We start from the raw sequence: 24,801 nt of genomic DNA, 5'->3' as shown, positions 1-24,801 counted from the left end.
GGCGAACGAACAGTGTTCGCCCCGATCTCCTACCCGTGAGGATTTATCTATGGGCTCAGTCATCAAGAAGCGCCGCAAGCGGATGTCGAAGAAGAAGCACCGGAAGCTTCTGCGCAAGACCCGCCACCAGCGCCGCAACAAGAAGTAAGCGGCTGCGTGCGTCCCCGTCGTTTCGAGCGGCGGGGTTTCGTGCTGATATGGCCCCGGCACGCAGGCCGACAGCGAGGAGGATGACCGGATGAGCGTCGAGCTGACGTTCCTCACCCGCCCCGGATGCGGGCTGTGCGTCACCGCCATGGACGTCATCGAGGACACCCTCGGCGAGCACATCGCCGCAGGCGACGTCACGGTCACCGCCGTCGACATCGAAACCGACGCCGACCTTCTCGCCCAGCACGAATGGGACATCCCCGTCGTGCTGCTCAACGGCCGCAGGCACGCCAAGCACCGCATCGACGGGACCCGGCTGAGGCGCACCGTCGAGACACTGCTCGCCCGCGGCTGAGGCCGCCCGGCGGGCCACACACCATACGGCATCGTGACACAGACAGGGGGTGAGGTCGTTGGTGAGCACCGCTTCGCAATCCGGCGGCACCGGACTGACCTCCGTGCCTGCCCCGGTCGTCGCCCGCATGCCCGGCTACCTGCAGGCCCTTGACGAACTCGCCGCCGCCGGTCAGCAGACCGTCTCCAGCGAGGAGCTCGCCGGCCGCTGCTCCGTCGGCTCGGCGATCCTGCGCCGCGACCTGTCCCACCTCGACTTCGCCGGCCGCCGCGGCGTCGGCTACGACACCGTCGCACTCGGTACCGCGGTGCGCCGCTTCCTCGGCCTCGACCGCACCCGCCGCATCGCCATCGCCGGTGCCGGCCGCCTCGGCTCGGCGATCGCCGACTACGCCGCCGTGCGCTTCAGCGGATTCGAGCTGACCGCCGTGTTCGACACCGCGCCCGAGGTGGTGGGCACCACCGTGGGCGGCGCACCTGTGCTGCCGATCGAGCAGCTGCCCGCTGCCGCGGCCGAGGACGGCATCGAGATGCTCATCATCGCCGTACCCGCCCCGGCCGCCCAGACCGTCGCCGAGGCGGCCGTCGCCGCCGGCATCACCGGCCTGCTGAACTTCGCCCCCACCATGGTCACCGTGCCCGAGGGCGTGCACGTGCGCCATGTCGACCTCGCCTCCGAGCTGCGGGTGCTCGCGCACTACACCGCGCCGGCCCAACCGGCCGGAATCGACTCGACCGACCTCCGCAACACACGTCCTAGGGAGCATGCACTGTGACCATCCTCGTGCTCGGGATCTCACATCGGTCCGCACCGATGTCCGTCCTCGATGCCATCGCCCTCGACTCACACGGAGTCGAGGCATTGGCCTCCGGGGTGCGCGCCGGTGACTACGTCGACGGCGCCTGCGTGCTCTCGACCTGCAACCGGCTCGAGGTCATCGCCGACGCCTCGGCCTTCCACGGCGGCCTGGCCGATATCGGCTCCGCGCTCGTCGACGCCACCGGCCTCGACTGGACCGAGCTGTCCGAGCACGTCTACGTCTACTACGACGAGAAGGCCGTCGAGCACCTGCTGACGCTCGCCTGCGGACTCGACTCGATGGCCGTCGGCGAGGCTCAGATCCTCGGCCAGCTGCGCAGCGCCTATGTCGAGGCGCAGCAGGCCGGTCAGCTGACGAAGGAACTCGGCATCGTGCTGCAGCAGGCGCTGCGGGTCGGCAAGCGGGCGCATGCCGAAACCGAACTCGACTCCGTCTCCCAGTCCCTGCTCGACAAGGCGCTCACCTCCGCCGAAGCGCACATCGGCAGCCTGGAGCGGGCCCGCGCTCTCGTCGTCGGCGCCGGGGCGATGTCCGGGCTCACCGTCGCGACCCTGCACCGGGCAGGCGTCGCCCGCATCACCGTGATGAACCGGACGGTGGAGAAGGCCGAACGGCTCGTCGCCCCGGTCGGCGGCCGTGCCGTCGAGCTGACCTCGGAGAAGCTCATCACCGAGATCGCTGATGCCGATCTCATCGTCTCCGTCACCGGGTCGCGCGGCACCGTGCTCACCCGCGAGGACATCATCACCGGCATGCAGGCCGACTTCGACCAGCAGCCCAACAAGTTCCTCGTCGACCTGGCACTCCCGCATGACATCGACCCGAGCGTGCGGGAACTGCCCCACATCCGGCTCATCGGCCTCGCAGAGCTCTCAGAGATGTTCGCCGAATCCGATCTGCGCAGCCCGTCCGGTGTCGTCGAGATCGTCGCGGAAGTCCGCAGCATCATCCGCGACGAGCTCGCCGCCTACCGCGCCGAGCACAAGGCCCGCTCGGTCGCACCGACCGTCACCGCGCTGCGCTCGCATGCCGAGACCACTGTGGCCGGCGAGTTCGAGCGGCTGAGCCGCAAGATCGGCGCGAAGGTCGACGCTGAGGTCCTCGACGAGATCCGCACCGCGCTCAAACGCACCGCCGACAAGCTCGTCCACACCCCGACGGTGCGGGTCAAGCAGCTGTCGGTGCAGGACTCCGACGTCGACTACGCCGCCGCCCTGACTCAGCTGTTCGACCTGAGTGCGACCTCCGGCCGCCGCACCGAGCCCCAGCGCATCGACCGCTCGAAGGTCTCCGTCACCGCCCCCGGGGTCGCGCCGGTCACCGCGCGCGGCGACCACCATGTCGAAGCCGATGGCCTGCGCCCGGTCGCCGACCACACTCTCGACGTCGTCGAACCGGCCCACTTCACCGGCCGCACCGTCAGACTCGGCACCCGCCGCTCCCGGCTCGCCCGCTCCCAGTCGACGGCCGTCGCCCAGCAGATCGCCGCCCAGACCGGCTGGCGGGTCGAGATCGTCGAGGTCGTCACCGAAGGCGATGTGAATATGAGCCCGCTCGCCTCGATGGGCGGCTCCGGGGTCTTCGTCTCCGCGGTGCGCACTGCGCTGCTGACCGGGAAGATCGACATCGCCGTCCACTCGCTCAAGGACCTGCCGACCGCCCCGGCCGCCGGCATCGACCTCGTCGCCGTGCCCCCGCGCGTCGACCCCTCCGATGTGCTCATCGCCCGCGACGGCATGACGCTCGCCGAGCTGCCCGCCGGCTCCGTGCTCGGCACCGGATCGCCGCGGCGCGCCGCCCAGCTGCGCGCCGCCCGCCCCGATATCGAGGTCCGCGGCGTGCGCGGCAATGTCGACACCCGCATCAAGCACGTCACCGAGGGCCGCCTCGACGGCGTCGTCCTCGCCGCCGCCGGTGTGCGCCGGATCGGCCGGCTGGCCGAAGTCACCGATGTGCTCGACGCCGCGATCATGCTCCCGGCCCCCGGTCAGGGAGCGCTCGCCGTCGAATGCCGGTCCGCGAATGCCGATGTCGGCGAGTTCGACGATGAGCTGCGGGCGGCACTCTGCGGTATCCACGACTCGGACACCGGTCTGACCTGCGAAGCCGAGCGCGCGATCCTCGCCCATGCCGAGGCCGGCTGCTCCGCGCCGATCGGCGCCCTCGCGACGATCAGCGGCAATGCCCTCACCCTCACCGGCGTCATGGCCGATGACTCCGGCCGCCTGCAGCGGGCGACCCGCACGGCGGACCTGGCCGCCGCCTCGGCGCCGGAGCAGCGCCCGGTCATCGCCAAGGAGCTCGGCAGCCGGATCGCCGAGGAACTGCTCGACATCCTCGGCGTCGTCCCCGACACCGTCACCGGCGCCAATGCGCCGCGCGAGCACATCGACCCGCGCAGTGAGCACACTGCGGCAGCAGACCGGCAGTCCGTGAGCGAGGTGAGCCGATGAGCCGGGATTCCTGTCCCGAGGCGCAGGCCGCCGCCCGCCCGATCGTCCACTTCCTCGGCGCCGGACCCGGCGATCCGGGCCTCATGACGTACCGGGGCGCTGAGCTGCTCGAACGCGCCACCCTCGTCGTCTACGACGCCGGCGAGCACGATGCCATCGTCGACGTCTACGTGCCGGAGAGCGCCACCCGCATCGACGCCGCCGAACTCGGCGTCGCCGCCACCACCCGCGGCCGCAAGCTCGCCCAGCTCGCCCGCGAACACACCCGCGTCGTGCGGATCGTCCCGCATGACGGCGTGCTGTTCTCCACCACCACCGATGAGGCCGCCGGCTGCAAGCGCAACGGCGTCGACTTCGAGATCGTGCCCGGGGTCGGACTCACCTCCTCGACCTCGGCCTACACCGGCACCCCGATCACGACGAACCGGGTGCGCTCGGTGCGCTTCATCGAAGCGAGCGCGCAGACCTATGTCGATGTCGCCCGCCACCGCAACACCGGCCATGTCATCACCGGCAGCGTCGATGACGTCTCCGCTGCCGTGGCCGGGCTGCTCGGCGACGACTGGGAGCCGGAGACCCCGATCCTCATGACGATCGAGGTCTCGACCCTGCAGCAGGTCTCCGTCGAGACGACGCTGGCCGAGGCCGATGCCCACCTCGCGCGCGCCGGCCGCAACCAGCGGGTCATCATGCTCATGGGCCAGGGCATCGAGATGCGCAAGGAGCTGTCCTGGTTCGAGACGAAGCCGCTGTTCGGCTGGAAGGTGCTCATCCCGCGCACCCGCGAACAGGCCGCCGCCACCCAGGAGCTGCTGGCCGAATACGGGGCCGAGGGCACGATCGTGCCGACGATCGCGATCCAGCCACCGCGCACCCCCAACCAGATGGAGAAGGCGATCCGCGCGCTCGTCGACGGCGACTACCAGTGGGTCGGCTTCACCTCCGTCAATGCGGTCGCCGTCGTGCGCACCTGGCTCGAAGACCTCGGCCTCGACGCCCGCTGCCTGGCCGGGGTGCGGGTCGCCGCGGTCGGCGATCAGACCGCCGCCTGCCTGCAGGAATGGGGCGTCATCCCGGACCTCGTGCCCTCCGGTGAGCAGTCCGCCCGCGGGATGCTCGACGACTGGCCGCCGTTCGACGACAGCCACGACGCGATGAACCGGGTGCTCCTGCCGCGCGCCGATATCGCCGGTGAGGTGCTCGTCACCGGGCTGCGCGAAGAGGGCTGGGACGTCGACGATGTCACCGCCTACCGGACTGTGCGCGCCTCGCCGCCGCCGGCGCCTGTGCGCGAGGCGATCAAGCGCGGCGACTTCGATGCGGTGCTCTTCACCTCCTCGTCGACGGTGCGCAATCTCGTCGGCATCGCCGGCAAGCCCTTCCACACCACCGTCGTCGCCTGTATCGGCCCGGCCACCGCGCAGACTGCTGCAGACCACGGCCTGCGTGTCGACGTCCAGGCCCCGGAGGCCAGCCTCGGCTCGCTCGTCTCCGCGCTCGTCGAGTTCGCTCGGGAGCGCCGGGATGAGATGCTCAATGCAGGCACCACCCCGCTGCGTCCCTCGCAGATCCGCCGCCGCAGCGCTCGCCGCAGGAAGTGAGGATGCCCATGACGCCGATGCCCATGAACTCAGAGAATCAGCATGCGCCCGCGGCTGCCACGGCGCCGGGCATGATCCGCCCGCGCCGCCTGCGCAGCACCCCGGCCCTGCGCCGCCTCGTCGCCGAACACCGCCTCGATCCCGCTCAGCTCATCCTGCCGATGTTCGTCAAGGAGACCCTGGACGCCCCGGCTGAGCTGCAGGGCATGCCCGGCGTCGTGCAGCACACCCTCGACTCCCTCGTCGCAGCCGCCCGCGAGGCGGTGGCGGCCGGCGTCGGCGGGCTCATGCTCTTCGGCATCCCCGCCGAACGCGATCCCGAGGGCAGCCAGGCCTGGGCCCCGGATGGGATCCTCAACCGGGCGATCGCCGCCCTCGCCGAGGCGGTCGGCACCGAGACCGTCATCATGGCCGATCTGTGCCTCGATGAGTTCACCTCCCACGGCCACTGCGGTGTGCTCGCCGCCGACGGCAGCGTCGACAATGACGCCACCCTCGCCCGCTACGCCCAGATGGCGCTCGCGCAGGCCCGGGCAGGGGCGCATGTGCTCGGACTCTCGGGCATGATGGACGGCCAGGTCGCGGCCGTGCGCGCCACCCTCGACGCCGCCGGATTCACCGATGTCGTGGTGCTCGGCTACACCGCCAAATACTCCTCGGCCTTCTACGGGCCCTTCCGCGAAGCCGTGGAATCCCAGCTCGAGGGCGACCGCCGCACCTACCAGCAGGACCCGGCCAACGGCCGCGAGGCGATGCGCGAACTCGAACTCGACTTGGCCGAAGGCGCCGACATCGTCATGGTCAAGCCCGGCCTGCCCTATCTCGACGTCCTCGCCCAGGTCGCCGAGGCCTCCCCGGTGCCGGTGTGGGCCTACCAGATCTCCGGCGAATACGCGATGGTCGAATTCGCTGCCCGCGCAGGGGCCATCGACCGGATGCCGGCGATCCTCGAAAGCCTCACCTGCTTCGTGCGCGCCGGCGCCGATGCGGTGCTCACCTACTGGGCGACCGAGGTCGCCGAGCACCTCAACGCCGCGGCCGCCGGCAGGGCGGGCAGGCGATGATGATGGAACGCGACCGGCTGCGCGACAGCGAGCGGGTGCCGCACATCTCACCGGTGACCGAGGCGCCGGCTGAGCCGCGCTGGCTCAGCGAGGACCAGCAGGTCGCCTGGCGCAGCTTCCTCATCGCCCACCAGCTGCTCATGAGCCAGCTCGACAAGGAGCTGCGCCAGACCCACGGCATCGGGCTGCCCGAATACGAAGTCCTCGTCCACCTCTCCGAACAGGCGGGCCGCTGCATGCGCATGGCGCTGCTCGCCGACGACATGGGCATGAGCCGGTCCCGGCTGACCCACATCGTGTCCCGGATGGAAAAGCGCGGACTCGTCGGGCGCACCGCGATCGCCGAGGACGGCCGCGGCATCAACTGCTCCCTCACCGACGACGGCTGGACGCTGCTCAAGCGCTCGGCCCCGCTGCACGTCGAAGGCGTGCGCCAGCACCTCATCGACCTGCTCGATGACAGCGAGATCAAGACGATGCGCTCGATCTTCCTCAAAGTGAATTCCCATATGCGTGACGTACCGTAAGTGCCGCGTGCGCCCTGGCCAGCGGCCGGGAACCTGACTGTGACGAACTGCCGAAAAGGAGCTCCATGACCACGCAGAACCTGACAGCCTCCCAGCAGCTCTTCGACCGGGCGCTGGCCGTCACCCCCGGCGGCGTCAACTCCCCGGTCAGGGCCTTCGGAGCTGTCGGCGGCACCCCGCGCTTCATCGACTCGGCACAGGGTGCGACGCTGCGCGATGTCGACGGCAACGACTACATCGACCTCATCGGCTCCTGGGGGCCGATGATCCTCGGCCACGCCCACCCTCAGGTGCTCGCCGCCGTCACCGAGGCCGCGCAGAAGGGCTTCTCCTTCGGCACCCCCTCGGCCAACGAGGTGGCACTGGCTGAGGAGATCGTCGCGCGCGTCGAACCGGTCGACGAGGCCCGCCTCGTGTCCTCCGGCACCGAGGCGACGATGTCGGCGATCCGCCTGGCCCGCGGTTACACCGGCCGGGCGAAGGTCGTGAAGTTCGCCGGCTGCTACCACGGGCACGTCGACGCGCTGCTCGCCGCCGCCGGCTCCGGACTGGCGACCTTCTCCCTGCCCGACACCCCCGGCGTCACCGGTGCGAGTGCCGCCGACACGATCGTGCTGCCCTACAACGACCCAGACGCCCTGGCTGCCGCCTTCGCCGAACACGGCGCCGACATCGCCTGCGTCATCACCGAAGCCAGCCCCGGCAACATGGGTGTGGTGCCGCCGCGTGACGGCTTCACCCAGACGATCCGGTCGCTGACCCGCCAGCACGGGGCGCTCATGATCTCCGATGAGGTCATGACCGGCTTCCGCGTCTCGGCCGCCGGCTGGTACGGCTACGAATCGGCCACCGCCGGCTACCCGGAGGGCCCGGCCGACCTGTTCACCTTCGGCAAGGTGATGGGCGGCGGCTTCCCGGCTGCGGCCTTCGGCGGGCGTGCGGAGATCATGCAGCACCTCGCTCCGGCCGGACCTGTCTACCAGGCCGGCACCCTGTCCGGTAACCCGGTCGCCACCGCCGCCGGTGTCACCACGCTGAAGCTCACGACCGAACTCGACGTCTACTCCCACCTCGAACGCGCCGCCGACATCCTCCGCCCGGCGATCGGCGAAGCGCTCAGCGCCGCCGGTGTCCCGCACCGGATCCAGAGCGCGAACTCGATGTTCTCGGTGTTCTTCACCGAGCACGAGGTGCGCAGCTACGATGATGCGCGGGCGCAGGACTCCGGCGCCTACGGCGCCTTCTTCACGAGCATGCTCGAATCCGGCGTCCACCTGCCGCCGAGCGCCTTCGAAGCCTGGTTCCTGTCGCTCGCCCACACCGACGAGGTGCTCGAGCGGATCATCGCCGCGCTGCCGGCCGCCGCCTCGGCTGCGGCTGCCCACCAGCAGCGCGCCGCGCACGAGGGAGGCGAGGCGTGACCCAGCTGCGCATCCACCTCACCCGGCACGGTGAGGTCCACAATCCGGAGGGCCTGCTCTACGGCCGGCTGCCCGGCTACGGGCTTTCGGAGCGCGGCCATGAGATGGCCGCCCGGCTGGCCGAGCACTTCACCAGCGGCGACTACCGCGTCGCTGCGCTCGTCGCCTCACCGCTGCAGCGGGCGCAGGAGACGATCGCCCCGCTGGCCGCGGCCCTGGAGATGACCCCGCAGACCGATGAGCGCGTGATCGAAGCCGCCAACCGCTTCGAAGGCGCGGTCCTCAACCGCGACTACCTCACCCAGCCGCGCAACCTCGTGCGCCTGTACAATCCGCTGCGCCCCTCCTGGGGTGAGCCGTACACGGCACAGGTCGTGCGGATGCGGGCCGCGATCGCGAGCCTGCGCCGCCGGCTCGAACCGCTCGCCGGCGAGGCTGCCGAGGAAGCCGGCGAGGCGGTCGACGGTGTCATCGTCTCCCATCAGCTGCCGATCTGGGTGACCCGCCGGGCGGCCGAGGGCCACCGCCTGTGGCACGACCCGCGCGACCGCGAATGCGCGCTCGCCTCCGTCACCACCTTCACCTACGCCGGCGGTGCGCTCACCGACATCGCCTACACCGATGTGTGCGCTGATCTGCAGGCGCAGAAGGCGGTGCCCGGAGCATGAGCGATGAGATCGAGACCCGCGGCCTGACCCGGCGGGGCCTGCTGAGCCTGGCCGCCTCGGCCGGGGCGCTCGCGCTGGCCGGCTGCTCCCGGGAGAACGATGAGCTCGCCCAGCAGGCCGGCAGCGACCAGGGCTATGTCTCCGGCTCCGGCGTCATCACCCAGGTGGCCCCGGCCGACCGCGGCGCACCGCTCGAACTCGACTTCGAGACCCTCGACGGTGAGACCCTGTCCCTGGCCGAGCTGCGCCCCACGCTCGTCGTCATCAACCTGTGGTACGCCGCCTGCCCGCCGTGCCGCAAGGAGGCTCCGGACCTCATCTCCGTCTCCGAGGAGTTCAGCGAGGACGCCGTGTTCATCGGCGCCAATGTCCGCGACCAGGCCGGTGCCGCTGAGGCGTTCATCTCGAACTTCGAGGTGCCGTACCCCAATATGCTCGACACCGACGGGGCGATGGTCGCTCTGCTGTCCGACATCCTGCCGCCGCAGGCGACCCCCTCGACCGTCATCCTCGACGCTGAGGGCCGCGCCGCCGCCCGAGTCGTCGGCGCGGTCGACGCCTCGACCCTGCGCGGGATGATCGAAGACGTGCGAGACGAATGAGCGATATCGGCCAGACCTTCGCGCAGGCGATCCTCGACGGTCCGCTCATCATCGCGATGCTCGTGGCAGCCCTGGCCGGAGCGGTGTCCTTCGCCTCCCCGTGCGTGCTGCCGCTCGTGCCCGGCTACATCGGCTATGTCACCGGCCTGACCGGCACCGCGATCGAGGAGAAGCGCGGCTCCCATGTGCTCGGGGGAGTGGCGCTCTTCGTCCTCGGCTTCGCCGTCGTCTTCGTCGCCATCGGCACCGTCTTCTCCGGGCTTGGCGCAGCAGCAGGGGAGTGGATCGGCCTGCTCACCCGGATCATGGGCGCGGTCGTCATCATCGCCGGCATCGTCTTCATGGGCGGCATCCCCGGGCTGCAGCGCGACCGCCGCATGCAGATCAAACCCAAGGCCGGCCTGTGGGGCGCCCCCGTGCTCGGGGCGACCTTCGCGCTCGGCTGGGCGCCGTGCGTCGGCCCCACCCTGGCTGCCGTGCTCGCGCTGTCGACCGGCTTCGGCGCCGATGGGCAGGTGTGGCGCGGCACCCTGCTCACCTTCGTCTACTGCCTCGGCCTCGGCATCCCGTTCCTCATCGTCGCCTTCCTGCTTCACCGCGGCGCCGGCCGGCTGGCCTGGGTGCGCCGCCACCAGCAGACGATCGTGCGGATCGGCGGCATCATGCTCATCCTGCTCGGACTGCTGCTCGTGACCGGCGTGTGGAACGCCTGGATCCAGCAGCTGCAGGGCACCATCAACGGCTTCGACCTGCTGATCTGACGGCCCCGACCATCTGCCACACTTGACGAGGATATGAGTACCACGACTGCGAAAAAAGCCCCGGCCGACATCGGCTTCATCGGCATGCTCCGCTGGGCCTGGCGCCAGCTCACGACGATGCGCAGCGCCCTCATCCTGCTGCTCATCCTCGCCCTCGCAGCGATCCCCGGCTCCCTGCTGCCCCAACGCATCCAGGACCCGGCCAAGGTCACCCAGTTCATCGAGGACAATCCCGGCATCGGCCCGGTGCTCGACGCCGTGCAGCTCTTCGACGTCTACGCCTCGGTGTGGTTCGCCGCGATCTACATCCTGCTCATGATCTCCCTCGTCGGCTGCATCGTGCCGCGCAGCAGGCAGCACTGGAAAGCGATGCGCCAGGCCCCGCCCCGGGCTCCCAGACGCATGACCCGGCTGCCGGGGTACCAGGCCTTCACCGCCTCGGGAACGGCAGAGGACCTGCTCACCGCCGCCGAGGCGCGGCTGCGGAAGCTCGGCTACCGCACCACCCGGCACGGGAACGCGGTCGCCGCCGAGCGCGGCTACCTGCGCGAGACCGGCAACCTCCTCTTCCACCTCAGCCTGCTCGGCGTCACCGTCACGATGGCGGTGAGCGCGCTCGTCGGCTACTCCGGGCAGCGGATCCTCGTCGAAGGCGACACCTTCACGAATTCGCTCGTCGCCTATGACTCCTTCGAACCCGGCTCCTACTTCTCCGCCGACCGGCTCGACGACTACCGGCTGCGCCTCGACAGCTTCGACGCAAGCTTCGACGGGACCGCTGCAGGCAACCAGTTCGGTCAGCCGCGCTCCTTCGAAGCCGAGGTCACCACCATCCAGGGCGATGCGGAGACCGCACGCACCCTGCGCGTCAACGAGCCGATCCGCATCGACGGCTCCCGCGTCTACCTCACCGGCAACGGCTACGCCCCCGACATCACCGTGCGCGACGGCGAGGGCAATGTCACCTACTCCGGGCCGGTCGTGTTCCTGCCCCAGGACGGCGTCTACACCTCCCGCGGCGTCGTCAAGGTCCCCGATGCCGCACCAGACCAGCTCGGCTTCATCGGCATCCTGCTGCCGACCGCAGCGCAGAACTCCGAGGGCGAACTCGTCTCGCAGTTCGCCGAGCTGCGCAATCCCTACCTCGTCATGAACGTCTTCGCCGGCGACCTCGGCCTCGACTCCGGCATCGCGCAGTCCGTGTACGAGCTCGACACCGATGGGCTCGACCAGCTCGCCGCTGCTGACGGCCAGCCGCTGCAGCTCTACCTCAAGCCGGGGGAGACCGCGGAGCTGCCCGACGGCCTCGGCAGCGTCGAACTCACCGACATCAAGCGCTATGTCGCCCTCGACATCCGCCACGACCCCACGCAGGGGGTGATGCTCGTCTGCACGGTGCTGCTGCTCATCGGCCTGGGACTGTCGCTGTTCATCCCGCGCCGGCGCATGTGGGTGCGCGCAACGGATGAGGACGGCGAGGTGTCGGCCGAGGTGGGTGCGCTGGCCCGCAGCGAAGACCCGAGGGTGGCGCAGGCGGCCGAGAGCCTTGCAGTAGAATTGAACAACTCACCGAGTCGAAAGGCCTGACCCCATGGACGTCAATGTCACGCTTGCGACGTGGTCGAACCTCCTCATCTATTCGGCGATGGCCGTCTACGCGATCGCCTTCCTGCTGTACTCCAACGACCTCTTCGGCGGCCGGAAGCTCGCAGCAGAGCAGCAGACGACCGCTGCGCGGCGCTCCGCAGCGAAAGCAGGCCGTCCGGTTCGCACCTCCCGCAGCTCCGTCGCGGTCCTCGACCGCGATGACGATGACGCCTCCGAGGAGGCGGGCCCGGTGCGCGAGGCCGCTGCGCCCGGCCGGCGCACATCGGCCCGGATGGCGACGAGCCTGACGGTGCTCGCCGCCGCCCTGCACGTGGCGGCGGTGCTGACGCGGGCGATCTCGGTCATGCGCGTGCCGTGGGGCAACATGATGGAGTACGCGCTCACCGCCTCGGCGCTGGCGATGCTCGTCTACATCATCGTGCTGTACTTCTCTGACATCCGATACCTCGGCACCTTCGTCTCCGGCGGTGTGCTCATCACCCTCGGCCTGTGCATCACCGTCTTCTACACCCCGGCCGCGCAGCTCGTGCCGGCGCTGCAGTCGTACTGGATCTGGATCCACGTGCCGATCGCGATCCTCTCGACCGCGCTGCTGAGCGTCTCAGCGATCCTGGCGCTGTTCCAGATCCTCAAGGCCCGCACGGAGAAGAAGGATCTGACGACCGGCCTGTGGTCGATGTTCGCCCGCGTGCCGGCCAGCGAGGTCGTCGAGCAGCTGTCCTACCGGATCGCCGCCGTCGGCTTCATCACCTGGACCTTCACCGTCATCGCCGGTGCGATCTGGGCCGAGGTGGCCTGGGGCCGGCCGTGGGGCTGGGACTCCAAGGAGATCTGGTCCTTCGTCGTGTGGGTCGTCTACGCCGCCTATCTGCACTCGCGTGCGACCCGCGGCTGGTCGGCCACCCAGGTGGCGGTGCTCAACATCCTGGGCTTCGGCACCCTGCTGTTCAACTTCGCCGTCGTCAACGTCTACTTCGACGGCCTGCACGCCTACTCCGGGCTGTGAGCGTGGCGTGAGCTGAAGGCAGATGAGTTCTTGCGGCTTATGAGCGGCCGTTGGCGGAGTTGGCGCCGTTCTCGCCGCTCTCCGGGTGATCATCCGGAGTCTCGCGTGCCGTCTGCTCCTCGCGTTCGCGTTCGGCCAGCCAGCGCTCGAACTGCTCGTGCGGGCTCAGCTCCTCAGCAGCGGCCTCCGGCTCGGCTGCCGGTTCGGCTGCTGGTTCGTCAGCGGGCTGGGGTGTCGCCGGTGCGTCGACGTCCTCCTGCGACTGGGCCTGGGCGCCGTGCGCTGCGGCAGTGCTGCCGGTGGACCTGCGGCGGCGCTCGAGCTCCTCGCGGCGCTTGCGGCGTTCGGCCTGTTCGACCTCATCGGCGATCTTCTTTAGGTAGTCCGGATCATCATCCGGGGCGACCGGGCCGGCGGAGCGGCGCTGGCCGAAGCTGGAGCGGCCGAACAGGAACCACAGCAGCAACCCGAAGACCGGGACGAAGAGGATGACGAGCAGCCAGCCCCATCTGGGCAGGACTCGAATGTGGGCGCGGTCGCGGACGACGCAGTCGAAGAAGCTGTACAGCGTGACAGCGACGAGAATCAGTGCGGCGGCTACCAGAATCCTTGTCATATTGCCTACCAGGATAGTCGATCGGCGCAGGCTGACGGAAACGTGCCAGCGTCTCAGATGCGGCCTCCCAGCGCGGACTCAGGTGCGCCTGGGCGCCGCGGGTGCTGGTGGGTCAGCCGACCCTTGCGCTGTGGGTGTCAGTCGCTGCGCACCGCCTCTGAGGGGCGCACTCTCGACGCCCGCCATGCGGGGTACGCTGCAGCCGCGATACCGGTGAGGGCGCCGAGTGCAGGCCCGGCAGCGGCGAGCCAGATCGGGAACTGGGGAGTCCAGCCGAAGATCGTGGCGACGCCGACGGCTGCAGCGCAGCCCAGACCGATTCCACCGAGCCCGCCGAGTACACCGACGACAGTCGCTTCTGCAGTGAATTTGGCGGCGATGTCTCCGCGCGAGAATCCGAGTGCGCGTCGCAGCCCGATTTCGGGTGTCCGGCTCATGACGGTGGTCACCATCGTATTCGTGACGATCATGAGCGTGAGCAGCCACAGCATGATGCCAAGGCTGCGCAGCAGCCCGTCGAGGCTGGTCGAGACTCCGCGCCTGAGTTCGCCGAATCCTTCGGCGCCCCGGGTGGTCAGGGCGCTCGGGTTGGCAGGGGACAGGACCTTCGGGAGCACGGAGGCAACCGGTGTCGAGGCACCTGGCGTGGTGCGCACGACTACTTCAGGGCGGTTGCTCCCTGCCATCGGCGCAGCGGCCTCATAGGGGATGTAGACAGAGCGGTTGACCTCTGGGTTCGTTTTGCTGTCGGCAGTGGCAAGGACACTGTACGGATCGCTGCCGATGTGGATCGTGGCGCCGGCACCTGCGGTGACGCCGAGCTGCTCTGCAGCTGCTGTGCCGACGATGGCGACCCGTCGTGCGCTCAGTGAGCTCCAGGCGCCGGTGACATGCTGTGGAGAGAGTGTCGCATCCATGATAAAGAAGAGCGTCTCACCGGTGCCGATGACGGCGATGTCGTCGGAGATCCGGCTGTGAGCCAACCGGCGCACTGGATGGTCATCGGTCTGGACAGCGATGGTGGTCTGCGCTGCGAGCACCTGGGTGACGTCTGCTGCCGACTGCGCGGACTCCGGCGTGAGCACAGCGTGGCCTTCAGACTTCTGAGCGACCGTGACGTGTTCCAGTGCGGTGGACGCAAGCTGGTCGGTGATCTGTTTGGCTGAGGAGGCGCTCACGGCTTCGGCAGCGATGAGACTGCCGACGCTCACCGCGATCGCCACGAGCATGATCGCCAGGCGAGCGGGTTTGGCCGACAGGTCCTCAGCGACGTCGGAGATGAGGTCTCGCAGTCGGTGCAGTCGAAAGCGCGGCAGTCTCATCGTGTCTCCGTCAATGTGCCGGCTGACAACGTGAAGACTCGGTCGACCTCGGCGGCATGTCGCTTGTCGTGGGTGATCATGACAACGGCTGCTCCGCGGGCGGCTGCTCTCTGCAGCAGCTGCATGACGACCGCCGAGTTCTCGTCATCGAGGTTGCCGGTGGGCTCATCTGCCAGTACGACTGCTGGATCGGTTACGAGTGCTCGTGCAATGGCCAAACGCTGACGTTCGCCGCCGGAAAGCGATCGACCCGCGCTGTCGGCGCGGTGAGCCAGGCCCACCTCGTCGAGGGCCGCAGCGATCCGCCTGCCGCGAGAGTGGCGTGACGTTCTGCGGGCGGCGAGTGCAAGCTCGAGGTTGTCGGTGACGCGTCGTGCCGGGAGGACGTGCGCATCCTGGAAGACGAACCCAAGGACATCTGCGCGCAGCCTGTTGAGATGAGACTCCTGTGCGCCGATCGTCTCTTCACCTGCCAGACGGTAGGTTCCGCTGTCAGGCCGATCAAGCAGTCCGAGAATATTCAGCAGCGTTGACTTTCCGGCACCGGAGGGACCGAGAACGGCAGCGAACTCACCAGCGGAGATCTGCAGGGACGCGTCTGCAAGCGCAACGGCGCTGGCCGAGTAGCGGCGGCTGATGCCGTGTGCGTCGATGACAGGCCGGTCAGCTGTCGACGGCGACACGAGTTCCCTCGTCAGCACACGCTCGGTCCGGCTCGATGGCGACGACGCCGCCGGCATCCTTGCCGAGTCTGACGGCACAGCGGCGCTCGGAGTCACCTTCGAGCACGAGGAGGAAATCACCCTTTCCATCGCTGCGCACAGCGATGAGCGGCACGACAAGTGAGTCATCTTCGGCCTCGGAGGCGAACCGGGCAGTGACAGAACTGTCATCGGACACGCCGTCGATGTCATCACGGACCGCGATGGTCACATCGTATCCAGCCTTCTCCTCGCCGTCCGGCGGGGCGTCTGTGAACTCGGAGATCCCGGTGACAGCACCGGTGAGCGAGCTGCCTGCGCTATCGTCGGCAGCGTGCAGGCTGAGTGCTACCGTCTTGGATTCCTCCTGGTAGGACTTGACGGTGTCGATAGCGGCGAGGTCGACGCGCAGCTTCACGAATGGACTGCCGCTGCGCAGCTCGGCGAGGGCGTCATCGTCGCCCAGCTCGGCCCCGACTCCCTGAATTGAGGCGATTGTCGTGTCATCGCTTCGCAGCCGATAGAAGTGCTGCGGAACCGCGATCACCGAAGTCTCGTGTGCAGCGACTGATCGACCGGACTGGCCAGGTTCTCCATGAGAACGGGAATTCGCGGCTCCATCGGCAGGTCTGCCGTCGTGATCGGATCCGCCGTGGGACTCATCGGGTGACTCTTCAGCGCTCTCTTTCGGCACGGTCTGTCCGCGGTCCCGATAGAACGATGTCAGGCCGGCAGCCGTTCGATCCGTGAAAGTGCGTCCGTTCCCGGCGGCGTAACCCAGTGAACTGAGAAGCTGGTTGAGCGCCTCAACATCGTCTCCGCTGTCACCGCTGCGCATCTCGCGATAAAACGGGAACGGGATGTCGACGGCGAAGACGGGTGTGCCAGAGACGAGCGCGAGAAGAGCACCCGACGAGACTCTGTCACCGGGCTTTACCTTGGCAGCAGTCACCACCTTCTTCCCGTCACCGGGAGCCGGCACTTTCTCGACGGTCCCTGAGTGGAACGTGCCGACAGCCGTATGCTCGGCGGTCAGAGCCTGTCGGGTGACCTCGACAGTGCCGCGCGCTCTGGATTCCTCGGCTGCCGAGAGCGTTCGTTCGTCGGCTCGCATAGTGAAGCCCACAGCCCATCCGCCTGCTGCGAGAATGAGGCTGCTCACGGCCCAGAGCGCGAGCAGCCGGTGTCGTCTCAGAGACGTGAGGATCGACATGGCTGGGATTACTTCCCGAAGCTTTTGACAATTTCGTCAGCGGCACGGAGCGTGTCCGCGTGCTTGTCACGAAGCGTTGAGATCGCGCTGGCGTTCTTCTCCAGATAGTCGACCTGCTGGTCCGACACGACGGCGACCCACGTCTGGGCAAGGGAGGTCTTCTTCGCACAGGCAGCATGATCGAGCGCCACCCGAAGCTCTGCCTCCCGATCGGACGTTGCCGCCTCGGCGGGGATGACGGTGTCGTCATCTCCGCCAAAGGAGTAGCCTTCGTCGGTCATGCATGACCGAAAGTCATTCATTGCGCGATCAAGGTACTGCTGGTTGCGATCGCTGTAGGACACCTCATCCCGAGCAAGCTGGAGTTCGTCAACCGCGTGGAGGGTCGCCTCCAGCCGAGGATCTTTGCGTCCGCATTCGACGAGGCGCTGCGACTCGGCTGGAGAGTCGTCGCCAGCGATCAGAGCTTCCTTTTCGGCGGAATCTGCTGGACGTTGGTAGCCGTACGTTGCAGCCATGTCCTCAGTCCACGGCCCGATGTCGAAGAAGAGCTTCTCGTTGAGTTCCTCGCCGCGGTTGTACGGCTTCGGCTGCGGGAAGCCGCCGGACTCAAGACACTGGGTGCGCAGGATATCGCGAGCGTACCCGAGAGTTGCTTCCTCTTGCCACGTGAGAATCGCGTTGTGGGCGGCATCGGAGATCGTCATCTCCTCTGGATCAGCGTTGAAGCGATACCCATGAGACGAAGCGTAGTCGCCGGGTTGTTCATCGGCCGACGTTCCGCTCCCTGAACAACCACTGGCGACGAGAGCGAGCGATACTGCAATGCCGAAAGCAGCCGTCGCAAGGGCAGCGGTTCGGAGGATTGACACTGGTCTCACTTCTTGCAGTTGGTCCAGGAGAGGGAGCTGGCTCGATCAGACCAATTCTCCCTATTGACTGATTTTCCACCGGCGTGGGAGTAGCCGCCGCCGTTCTTCAGATATGGGTCAGCACTGATTCCGCCTTTGGCAGGTCGGTTGAAGCGAATAGCTTTGCCGCCGTGGCCAACGTGTTCCCACAGCACTGCATCGCATCGTTTTCCACGGGTTTTAAAGGAATCTGCTTTGTCGTTCACGGAAGGTCCCTTTCCCGTCGTATTGCCGTCCCAGCGCACAGTTTTGAAGTTCTTGATCGCATACGCGGAGAACATGCTTTTGCCGGAATAGTCCTTATTCTCCCATATGCACGCGTTGCCATCTTTGCATGAAGATGCGTGCGCGGAAGGGGGATTGACGAATCCACTGGCAGTGAAAGCAGCAGCCGCAATGACGGTGGCGATTACCTTATGAAGGGGGGGGCATGAAGTTGTATCTCGCTTCTGAACTAGCTGGGGTTGATGACAAGAGGATATCGCTTGTTCCCGCGACTGTTCGGCGATTGCGTTGCGGTTGAGTAACAAGATGGTCACGGGTGCGGATGAGAACCACAGTGGATGCTCTCAGCATGATTCAGGTTCCCGGATTCAGCACGCAGGCCCACATGGATCACCGGTACACTGGAGGGCATCATGCGTGACTATCTGATGTACCTCCTCGCCCGCCTCGCTGTGCTCATGGGCACGATCGTCGTCGTCTGGTGGATCGCAGGCCCCGGACTCATCTCGACGATCGCGGCGATCATCATCTCCGCTCTCATCAGCTACCTGGCGCTCAGGCCGCTGCGCGATTCGGCGACCGGTTCGCTCATCGCCTGGCAGGAGCGCCGCCGGGCCCGCAGCGGGAAGGTCAAGGCACGCACTGTGAAGAAGGGCAGCGACGAGGACCTGGAGGACCGGGAACTCGACCGCTGAGATCCTGACCGCTGACGTCTGCGGGCCCAACAGCCGTCTGCAGACCTACAGCGCCAGGCCGAGCGCCAGCAGCGCGGCATAGGCCAGTGCCGCGAGCCCCGTGTGCTTGATCGGCGGGATGAGTGCTGTGCCCTCCGAACCGGAGAGCACCACCTGCAGCGGTGAGATCGAGAGCACCAGCGACAGCGCCGCCAGCACCGCAGCCGGATGCCCGGTGAGAATCGGCACGAGCAGCAGCGCATATGGGATGAACACGAGCAGCGTATAGGCCAGCCGCGCCCGCTTCTCACCCAGCAGCACCGCCAAAGTCAGTTTGTCGGCCTGCCGGTCGGTGGGGATGTCGCGCAGGTTGTTGACCATGAGCACCGCACAGGCGAACAGCCCGATCGCGACCGCACCGGCGATCGCGGCCGCTGAGATCGTCGAGACGAGCGCATAGGTCGTCCCGAGCGTGGCGACGAGGCCGAAGAAGATGAAGACGAACAGCTCGCCCATCGCCCGGTAGCCGTAGGGCTTCGAACCGCCGGTGTAGAACCAGGCCGCCCAGATCGCGGCGGCACCGACCGGGATCAGCCACCACGCCTGGGAGATGATGACGAGGATCGCACCGGCGGCCACAGCGACACCGAAGCTGATGAACGCCGCCCGCTTCACCGCCTCGGGCGGGGCCGCCCCGGAGGCGGTCAGCCGCAGCGGCCCGACCCGCACGTCATCGGTGCCGCGCACGCCGTCGGAGTAGTCATTGGCGTAGTTCGACCCGATCTGCAGGGCCAGGGACACGATGAGTGCGAGCGCCGCCTTGAGCAGCAGGAACGACAGTGAGACATCGGGGTTCGGGGCGTCGAGCACGCTGCCGATGACGAGGGCCGACAGTCCGCCGAGCACGCCGAGCGCGGCTCCGGTTCCCAGCAGCACGGGGGCGACAGCCAGCGGCAGGGTGCGCAGCCGAGCTCCCTCGACCCACTGCTGGAAGGTTGCCATCGGAGTCCTCAATGTCATTCAGATCATGCCATGGTCAGTGCGCTGGCCAGCAGTTTCGCCGGCCTGCAGACCAGTCTAGTCTGCCACTGCGTCAGGCCGTTTCCCAGCGCGGCGCATCACAACTCGGTTGCAGTCAGGTGCGCTCGGCCAGCCCGAGACGCTCAGCCAGCCGGTGGCGCAGGGCGCGCCTGTCCGGTTTGCCCAGACCGGTGGCCGGCAGCGCATCGAGTTCGACCGCATAGACCGGCCGGTGCAGGCTCGGCAGTTCCGGCACCGAGGCGGCGAGCCGGTCGGCGAGCGCGCGTGCGGCGGCGACGGGGTCTCCGTCAGTCGTGCCGGGGCGGTCGGTGACGATCGCGCAGGCGAGCACCTCACCCCATTCGGCATCCGGCACCCCGGTGACGAGCACCTCGCGAACGCCAGTGGTTTCGAGGGCGGCAAGCAGCGTGTTCTCGACGGCCAGCGGGCTGATGTTCTCCCCACCGGAGATGACGACGTCATCGGCCCGGCCGAGGACGCTCAATACCCCGTCGGTGATCGTCCCGAGATCACTGGTGACGAACCGGCGGATCCCGTCGTCACCGGTGGTGAACCCGCTGCCGGTGACCGCCTCGGGATCGGGGAGTGCGCGCAGCTGGCCGCCGGTGACATCGACGTAGCCGTCGGCGAGCACAGCGCCGGAAAGCACCACCCGGCCGGCGTCGTTGATGCTGACGTCGACGTCTGCGAAGGGGATTCCGTCGTAGACGCAGCCCCCGCACGTCTCGCTCATCCCGTAGGTGCGCACGATGGTCAGGCCGGCTGATGCGGCGCGGGTGAGTAGGCCGGGGGAGATCGCCGCCCCGCCGAGCAGGATCGCATCGAAGGCGCGTGCGAGCTCAGCGGCGACCGGGTCGGCCATGATGCGGGTGAGCTGGGTGGGCACGAGCGCAGTGTAGAGCGGCCCGGCCGGGCCGGAGGAAGCGATCATGTGCAGGGCCGCCTCCTGCAGTGCCATGACATCGGCGGTGAAGGACTGCGCGGTGAACGGTCCGCGGGCAGCGAACGGCACCGTCTGGGCCTGCAGCGAGCGCAGCACCACCTGGGCGCCGGCGATGTGGTTGACCGGCAGGGTCAGGTACCAGCGGCCGGGCCCGCCGAGGATCGCCTCGGTCGCCGTCGCCGAGGCGGTGAGCGCCTGAGCGGAGAGCGCCACCCCTTTGGCCGGTCCGGTGGTGCCCGAGGTGTGCACGACGAGGGCTGGGGGTCTGCGGCCGGTGCCGGCGTCGTCGTAGCGGTGCGGGTCGATGACCGAGACCTGCCCGTCGCGGGTGGGCGGCAGCACGACGGTGTGTGCGCCGGCCAGCGCCCGGCGCAGCAGTTCGGCGAGTTCGGTGTGGTCCATCGAGCGGGCCCTCACCGGCTCAGTAGTACCAGGGGAAGGGCGACCAGTCCGGGTCGCGCTTCTCCAAGAACGCATCCCGGCCCTCGACGGCCTCATCGGTCATGTAGCCCAGGCGGGTGGCCTCACCGGCGAAGACCTGCTGGCCGACCAGCCCGTCGTCGACGAGGTTGAAGGCGAACTTCAGCATCCGCTGGGCGTTCGGGGACTTGCCGAGGATCTCACGCGCCATCGTCAGGGCCGCGGTTTCGAGCTCGGCATGGTCGACGACCTCGTTGACTGCGCCCATATCGGCCATCTGCTGGGCGGAGTAGGTGCGGCCGAGGAAGAAGATCTCCCGGGCCCGCTTCTGCCCGACCATCTTCGCCAGATACGCCGAGCCGTAGCCGGCGTCGTAGGAGCCGACGTCGGCGTCGGTCTGCTTGAACTTCGCATGCTCACGCGAGGCGATCGTCATATCGCACACGACGTGCAGGCTGTGCCCGCCGCCGGCCGCCCAGCCGGGCACGACGGCGATGACGATCTTGGGCATCGTGCGGATGAGCCGCTGGACTTCGAGGATGTGCAGCCGCCCAGCGCGGGCCGGGTCGACGGTCTCTGCGGTCTCGCCGGCAGCGTACTGGTAGCCGGAGCGGCCGCGGATGCGCTGGTCACCGCCGGAGCAGAACGCCCAGCCGCCGTCCTTCTCGCTCGGGCCGTTGCCGGTTAGCAGCACACAGCCGACGTCGGGGGTCTGCCGGGCGTGATCGAGGGCGCGGTAGAGCTCATCGACGGTGTGCGGACGGAGGGCATTGCGCACCTCGGGCCGGTCGAAAGCGATGCGCACACAGCCGATGTCGGCGCCCTCTGCGTCGATGGCACGGTGGTAGGTGATGTCGGTGAAGTCGAAGCCGGAGACCGCGCGCCAACGGCTGGGGTCGAAGATCTCAGAGACAGGCATGCCCTTACCTTAACGCTTGGGCCCGTCGCAGGTGCCGGTGCGCGGCGTAGTGTGGAGGCATGATCCCAGACTGGCTGGTCGAGCTCGTCACCGGCACCGAGGACCTCGATGCGCTGCTGCCTCAGCGCCGCGTCGTCGAACTGCCGATGATCACCCGCTTCCGCGGCATCACCTCCCGGCAGGCGCTCGTCTTCCGTGGGCCAGGAGGATGGTCGGAGTTCTCACCGTTCGTCGAATACGCCGCGCCCGAGGCGGCACGCTGGCTGGCCGGTGCGCTCGAGTTCGGCCACCGGCCGGCTCCTCCACCGCTGCGCGACGCCGTCCCGCTCAACGGCACCATCCCCGACTGCCCGCCACAGGCGGTGCCGGGCCTCATCACCCGCTATCCGGGTGCCGGAACCTTCAAGATCAAGATCGCCGCCCGCGGGATCACGAGCCTGGACACTGATCTTGCGCGCATCCGCGCCGTGCGCGCCCACGCTCCGGCAGCCCGGCTGCGCTTCGACGCCAACGCCGGCTACCCGCTCGCAGACGCCCAGCAGCTGTGTGCCGCCATCGCCGAGCTGCCTGAAGTGGGCGACTGGCTGGAGTACATCGAGCAGCCCGTCGCCGCGGTCGAGGATCTCGCCCGGCTGCGGGAGTGGATCGCCGCACGCGGGCTGCCCATCCGCATCGCTGCCGATGAGTCGATCCGCAAGGCCGACGACCCCTACCGGGTCGCAGCGCTTGGGGCGGCTGATGTCATCATCGTCAAGGCGCAGCCGCTCGGCGGCGCCCAGCATGCCGCAGAGGTCGTCAACGGCTGCGGGCTGCCCGCTGTCGTGTCATCAGCCCTGGAGACCGGCATCGGGCTGCGGGCAGGTGCGCTGCTGGCCGCCAGCCTGCCGGTCGACTCCGCTGCAGAGGCGATCTTCGCCGGCCCACCGGCCTGCGGACTGGGCACCGGGGCGCTGTTCGCAGGCGACATCATCGCTGGCACCACTCACTCGGATGGTGACGGCGGCCTCGGCTGCGGGCTGCTGCCTGCCGGGCGCACCGCACCGGACCAGGAGCTGCTTGACTGGTATACCGCGGACGCGGCCGCGCACGCATGGTGGGATGCCCGGGTCCGCGACTGCCTGCAGGTGCTGCGCGCCGGCTGCTGAGGGCGGGTGTCAGAGTGCGCGGACGTGGGAGGACGTCACGAGGATGAGGACGCCGGTGGCGGCAAGCACGCAGCTGAGGCTCAACACCAACCGGGAGACGTCAAGCGACACCGCGAACCCGGCGAGCAGCGGTGCGAGCGCGACGGCGAGACCGCCGATGCCTTTGAACACTGCGATGACCCGGCCTTGCATCGACAGGTCGGTGCAGGCGAAGACGTACGAGAAGATCGCGGCGTTGAGCGGCGGCGAGGGGAGCATCGCGCACATCCCGAGGAGGAAGATGGCGAGCGGAGTGTGCGGCAGTAACGTGAGCACGGCGAACATCCCCGTCATCGCACTCAGACCGACGACGGCGAGCCATCCGGTAGGGACGCGGTCGGCGGCGAAAGGCGTTGCCGCGCTGCCTAGCACGCTTCCGAGCGCGAAACCGCTGAGGGTCACACCGATGACAGTGGCTGAGTGCCCCTCTGCCCGCAGCGCGAACAGCGCCCACACGGCGAACAGCGACGCCATGATGTTGACGAGCGGGGCGGCGATGACGAACCGTGTGAGCGCAGGCACCGAGCCGATGAAGCGGAACGCCGCCCGATAGCTCTGCAGCGCTCGCCCGAGCGCAGGCAGCGGCCGCCGAGAGTCGTCGTGCGGCGCGTTCTGCTGGGCGGGGCCCAGCTCGGTGCGAATGGAGCTGAGCACCCAGACGAAGGAGGACTGGCAGAGCAGTCGGAGCAAAAACGGACACGTATGGTGCAGGGCGTACAGCAGCCCGGTGACCGGGGTGCCGACAACGGAGAACACGGAGTCGCGCGCCTGGGAGGCGCTGATCGCGCGGGTGTAGGCGTCTTGGCGGATGACCGCCTTGAGGCTGCCGTCTAGGGACGGCATCGCGAGGTTGACGAGGAGCTCGCCACCGACCAGGCACAGGATGCAGACCGACAGCACGAGTGCTGCAGGCAGCCCGAGCGGCAGCAGCAGGACCGCGACGAGCAGGAGGTTGAGCGCCGCTGCTGTCAACATGGTGCGGCGCAGGATCCGGCGTCGCGACTGCTGGTCGGCCAGACCGCCGCCAAGGATGCTGCCGCCGAGGTCGGCGAGAGTGACGATCGCAGCGACGGTGCCGGCAATGAGCGCGCTGCCGGTCAGGTCGATGAGCAACAGGTTGACGGCGATGCCGGTGGCGGTGCTCAGTGACAGTAGCGTCGTCCCCCCGAACCAGCGGCGGTAGTCGTGGACATGAAAGGGATTTCGGCTGTGGTGTGCCAAGCTTCTAGCTCGAATGCGCTTCGTCAGCGAGAGAACACTGCCAACTTATTAATTCGCAAACAATTCGGGCGCTGGAAATGCACAGGTTGGTAACACTTGAATGTGCCCATATTTCCTTCTGCAAGTCGCAGTTTGCGCTGAAGTTGGAGAAAATTTCTGAAAGCTCTTTGCAGTGTTCGTCGAGGGTTTCGAGGTTCTGGAGCTGTGCCCTGAAGTTGACTGAAATCATGGAATCGCTGGGGTAAGTTTCGTGTGCTTCTTGAAACTCTATCCTGACTTGCACAGGTTGGCGGGGTTTTCGGAGCTTTTGGTTTGTTTGTGCTGGTCAGCGAGTCGGGCTCGGTCGTGGTGGGTGACTAATATGGGGGTATGAAT

25 protein-coding genes are annotated in these 24,801 nt (G+C 68.2%); 15 read left to right on the top strand and 10 right to left on the bottom strand.

Translation table 11 applies throughout. The annotated features are described in order from the left end of the window. Positions 1–49: 49 nt before the first annotated feature. The 13 genes from ACFFN1_RS15985 (at position 50) to ccsB (ending at position 13,036) form a co-directional block, all read left to right on the top strand. Entirely contained in the window at positions 50–148 is a 99-nt protein-coding gene (locus ACFFN1_RS15985; protein WP_005504750.1) for a 30S ribosomal protein bS22, read from the top strand. Positions 149–238: 90 nt separating this feature from the next. Further along, positions 239–505: a glutaredoxin family protein gene (locus ACFFN1_RS15980; protein ID WP_175293095.1), complete on the top strand. Its 267-nt coding sequence runs from the start codon at positions 239–241 to the stop codon at positions 503–505. 61 nt (positions 506–566) lie between these two features. Next, the gene (locus tag ACFFN1_RS15975) at positions 567–1,280 is read left to right on the top strand and encodes a redox-sensing transcriptional repressor Rex (protein ID WP_376841887.1); all 714 of its coding nucleotides are present in this window, start codon (positions 567–569) and stop codon (positions 1,278–1,280) included. Continuing rightward, positions 1,277–3,778, top strand: coding sequence for a glutamyl-tRNA reductase (hemA, locus tag ACFFN1_RS15970; protein WP_376841886.1), 2,502 nt, complete (start codon positions 1,277–1,279; stop codon positions 3,776–3,778). The genes ACFFN1_RS15975 and hemA overlap by 4 nt, the downstream gene beginning before the upstream one ends. Beyond that, the gene (locus ACFFN1_RS15965; RefSeq protein WP_376841885.1) at positions 3,775–5,379 is read left to right on the top strand and encodes a bifunctional uroporphyrinogen-III C-methyltransferase/uroporphyrinogen-III synthase; all 1,605 of its coding nucleotides are present in this window, start codon (positions 3,775–3,777) and stop codon (positions 5,377–5,379) included. The genes hemA and ACFFN1_RS15965 overlap by 4 nt, the downstream gene beginning before the upstream one ends. Before the next feature lie 17 nt (positions 5,380–5,396). Next, the gene (hemB, locus tag ACFFN1_RS15960; protein WP_376841962.1) at positions 5,397–6,443 is read left to right on the top strand and encodes a porphobilinogen synthase; all 1,047 of its coding nucleotides are present in this window, start codon (positions 5,397–5,399) and stop codon (positions 6,441–6,443) included. Then, positions 6,440–6,970, top strand: a complete 531-nt coding sequence (locus ACFFN1_RS15955; RefSeq protein WP_376841884.1) for a MarR family winged helix-turn-helix transcriptional regulator — start codon at positions 6,440–6,442, stop codon at positions 6,968–6,970. Before hemB ends, ACFFN1_RS15955 begins: the two co-directional genes overlap by 4 nt. A gap of 65 nt (positions 6,971–7,035) precedes the next feature. After that, the gene (hemL, locus tag ACFFN1_RS15950) at positions 7,036–8,391 is read left to right on the top strand and encodes a glutamate-1-semialdehyde 2,1-aminomutase (protein ID WP_376841883.1); all 1,356 of its coding nucleotides are present in this window, start codon (positions 7,036–7,038) and stop codon (positions 8,389–8,391) included. Next, positions 8,388–9,059: a histidine phosphatase family protein gene (locus tag ACFFN1_RS15945; protein ID WP_376841882.1), complete on the top strand. Its 672-nt coding sequence runs from the start codon at positions 8,388–8,390 to the stop codon at positions 9,057–9,059. Before hemL ends, ACFFN1_RS15945 begins: the two co-directional genes overlap by 4 nt. Then, positions 9,056–9,661, top strand: a complete 606-nt coding sequence (locus ACFFN1_RS15940) for a TlpA family protein disulfide reductase (RefSeq protein WP_376841881.1) — start codon at positions 9,056–9,058, stop codon at positions 9,659–9,661. Before ACFFN1_RS15945 ends, ACFFN1_RS15940 begins: the two co-directional genes overlap by 4 nt. Next, positions 9,658–10,422 carry a cytochrome c biogenesis CcdA family protein gene (locus tag ACFFN1_RS15935; RefSeq protein WP_376841880.1) on the top strand — a complete coding sequence of 255 codons (765 nt, stop codon included), beginning with the start codon at positions 9,658–9,660 and terminating at the stop codon, positions 10,420–10,422. Before ACFFN1_RS15940 ends, ACFFN1_RS15935 begins: the two co-directional genes overlap by 4 nt. A gap of 33 nt (positions 10,423–10,455) precedes the next feature. After that, the gene (gene resB, locus ACFFN1_RS15930) at positions 10,456–12,009 is read left to right on the top strand and encodes a cytochrome c biogenesis protein ResB (RefSeq protein WP_376841879.1); all 1,554 of its coding nucleotides are present in this window, start codon (positions 10,456–10,458) and stop codon (positions 12,007–12,009) included. Positions 12,010–12,013: 4 nt separating this feature from the next. Continuing rightward, positions 12,014–13,036, top strand: a complete 1,023-nt coding sequence (ccsB, locus tag ACFFN1_RS15925; protein WP_376841878.1) for a c-type cytochrome biogenesis protein CcsB — start codon at positions 12,014–12,016, stop codon at positions 13,034–13,036. A gap of 37 nt (positions 13,037–13,073) precedes the next feature. On the opposite strand, the gene ACFFN1_RS15920 is transcribed toward ccsB, so the two are convergent. The 6 genes from ACFFN1_RS15920 to ACFFN1_RS15895 all read right to left on the bottom strand — a co-directional run bounded on the left by ACFFN1_RS15920 (position 13,074) and on the right by ACFFN1_RS15895 (position 18,338). Further along, the gene (locus ACFFN1_RS15920; RefSeq protein ID WP_376841877.1) at positions 13,074–13,652 is read right to left on the bottom strand and encodes a PLD nuclease N-terminal domain-containing protein; all 579 of its coding nucleotides are present in this window, start codon (positions 13,650–13,652) and stop codon (positions 13,074–13,076) included. A 137-nt stretch (positions 13,653–13,789) separates the two neighbouring features. Beyond that, a complete protein-coding gene (locus ACFFN1_RS15915; protein WP_376841876.1) occupies positions 13,790–14,974 on the bottom strand; it encodes an ABC transporter permease in 1,185 nt (394 codons plus the stop codon). Beyond that, the gene (locus ACFFN1_RS15910) at positions 14,971–15,657 is read right to left on the bottom strand and encodes an ABC transporter ATP-binding protein (protein ID WP_376841875.1); all 687 of its coding nucleotides are present in this window, start codon (positions 15,655–15,657) and stop codon (positions 14,971–14,973) included. Before ACFFN1_RS15910 ends, ACFFN1_RS15915 begins: the two co-directional genes overlap by 4 nt. Next, the gene (locus ACFFN1_RS15905; protein ID WP_376841874.1) at positions 15,638–16,837 is read right to left on the bottom strand and encodes a hypothetical protein; all 1,200 of its coding nucleotides are present in this window, start codon (positions 16,835–16,837) and stop codon (positions 15,638–15,640) included. The genes ACFFN1_RS15910 and ACFFN1_RS15905 overlap by 20 nt, the downstream gene beginning before the upstream one ends. Before the next feature lie 59 nt (positions 16,838–16,896). Next, positions 16,897–17,595, bottom strand: a complete 699-nt coding sequence (locus ACFFN1_RS15900; protein ID WP_376841873.1) for a hypothetical protein — start codon at positions 17,593–17,595, stop codon at positions 16,897–16,899. Positions 17,596–17,765: 170 nt separating this feature from the next. Continuing rightward, positions 17,766–18,338, bottom strand: a complete 573-nt coding sequence (locus tag ACFFN1_RS15895; protein ID WP_376841872.1) for a peptidase inhibitor family I36 protein — start codon at positions 18,336–18,338, stop codon at positions 17,766–17,768. Positions 18,339–18,437: 99 nt separating this feature from the next. Here ACFFN1_RS15895 and ACFFN1_RS15890 point away from each other — a divergent pair, with 99 nt between their 5' ends. Then, complete coding sequence (locus tag ACFFN1_RS15890) at positions 18,438–18,719, top strand: DUF4229 domain-containing protein (RefSeq protein WP_376841871.1); 282 nt, start codon at positions 18,438–18,440, stop codon at positions 18,717–18,719. 45 nt (positions 18,720–18,764) lie between these two features. Here the strand turns inward: ACFFN1_RS15890 and ACFFN1_RS15885 are convergent, their stop codons facing one another. The 3 genes from ACFFN1_RS15885 to ACFFN1_RS15875 all read right to left on the bottom strand — a co-directional run bounded on the left by ACFFN1_RS15885 (position 18,765) and on the right by ACFFN1_RS15875 (position 22,021). Further along, complete coding sequence (locus ACFFN1_RS15885; RefSeq protein WP_376841870.1) at positions 18,765–19,700, bottom strand: 1,4-dihydroxy-2-naphthoate polyprenyltransferase; 936 nt, start codon at positions 19,698–19,700, stop codon at positions 18,765–18,767. A gap of 133 nt (positions 19,701–19,833) precedes the next feature. Continuing rightward, on the bottom strand, positions 19,834–21,084 hold the full coding sequence (locus ACFFN1_RS15880; protein ID WP_376841869.1) for an AMP-binding protein: 1,251 nt from the start codon (positions 21,082–21,084) through the stop codon (positions 19,834–19,836). Positions 21,085–21,103: 19 nt separating this feature from the next. Beyond that, positions 21,104–22,021, bottom strand: coding sequence for a 1,4-dihydroxy-2-naphthoyl-CoA synthase (locus ACFFN1_RS15875; protein ID WP_376841868.1), 918 nt, complete (start codon positions 22,019–22,021; stop codon positions 21,104–21,106). 59 nt (positions 22,022–22,080) lie between these two features. On the opposite strand from ACFFN1_RS15875, the gene ACFFN1_RS15870 reads away from it, so the two are divergent. Then, entirely contained in the window at positions 22,081–23,166 is a 1,086-nt protein-coding gene (locus ACFFN1_RS15870; protein WP_376841867.1) for an o-succinylbenzoate synthase, read from the top strand. A gap of 9 nt (positions 23,167–23,175) precedes the next feature. On the opposite strand, the gene ACFFN1_RS15865 is transcribed toward ACFFN1_RS15870, so the two are convergent. Continuing rightward, positions 23,176–24,426, bottom strand: coding sequence for an MFS transporter (locus ACFFN1_RS15865; RefSeq protein ID WP_376841866.1), 1,251 nt, complete (start codon positions 24,424–24,426; stop codon positions 23,176–23,178). Positions 24,427–24,801 lie beyond the last annotated feature (375 nt).

Origin of the sequence: Brevibacterium otitidis, assembly GCF_042429315.1 — a bacterium.
GTDB classification, from domain to species: domain Bacteria; phylum Actinomycetota; class Actinomycetes; order Actinomycetales; family Brevibacteriaceae; genus Brevibacterium; species Brevibacterium otitidis.
Note: the sequence above shows the minus strand (reverse complement) of the source record. Positions and strands in the feature narration are given on the sequence as shown.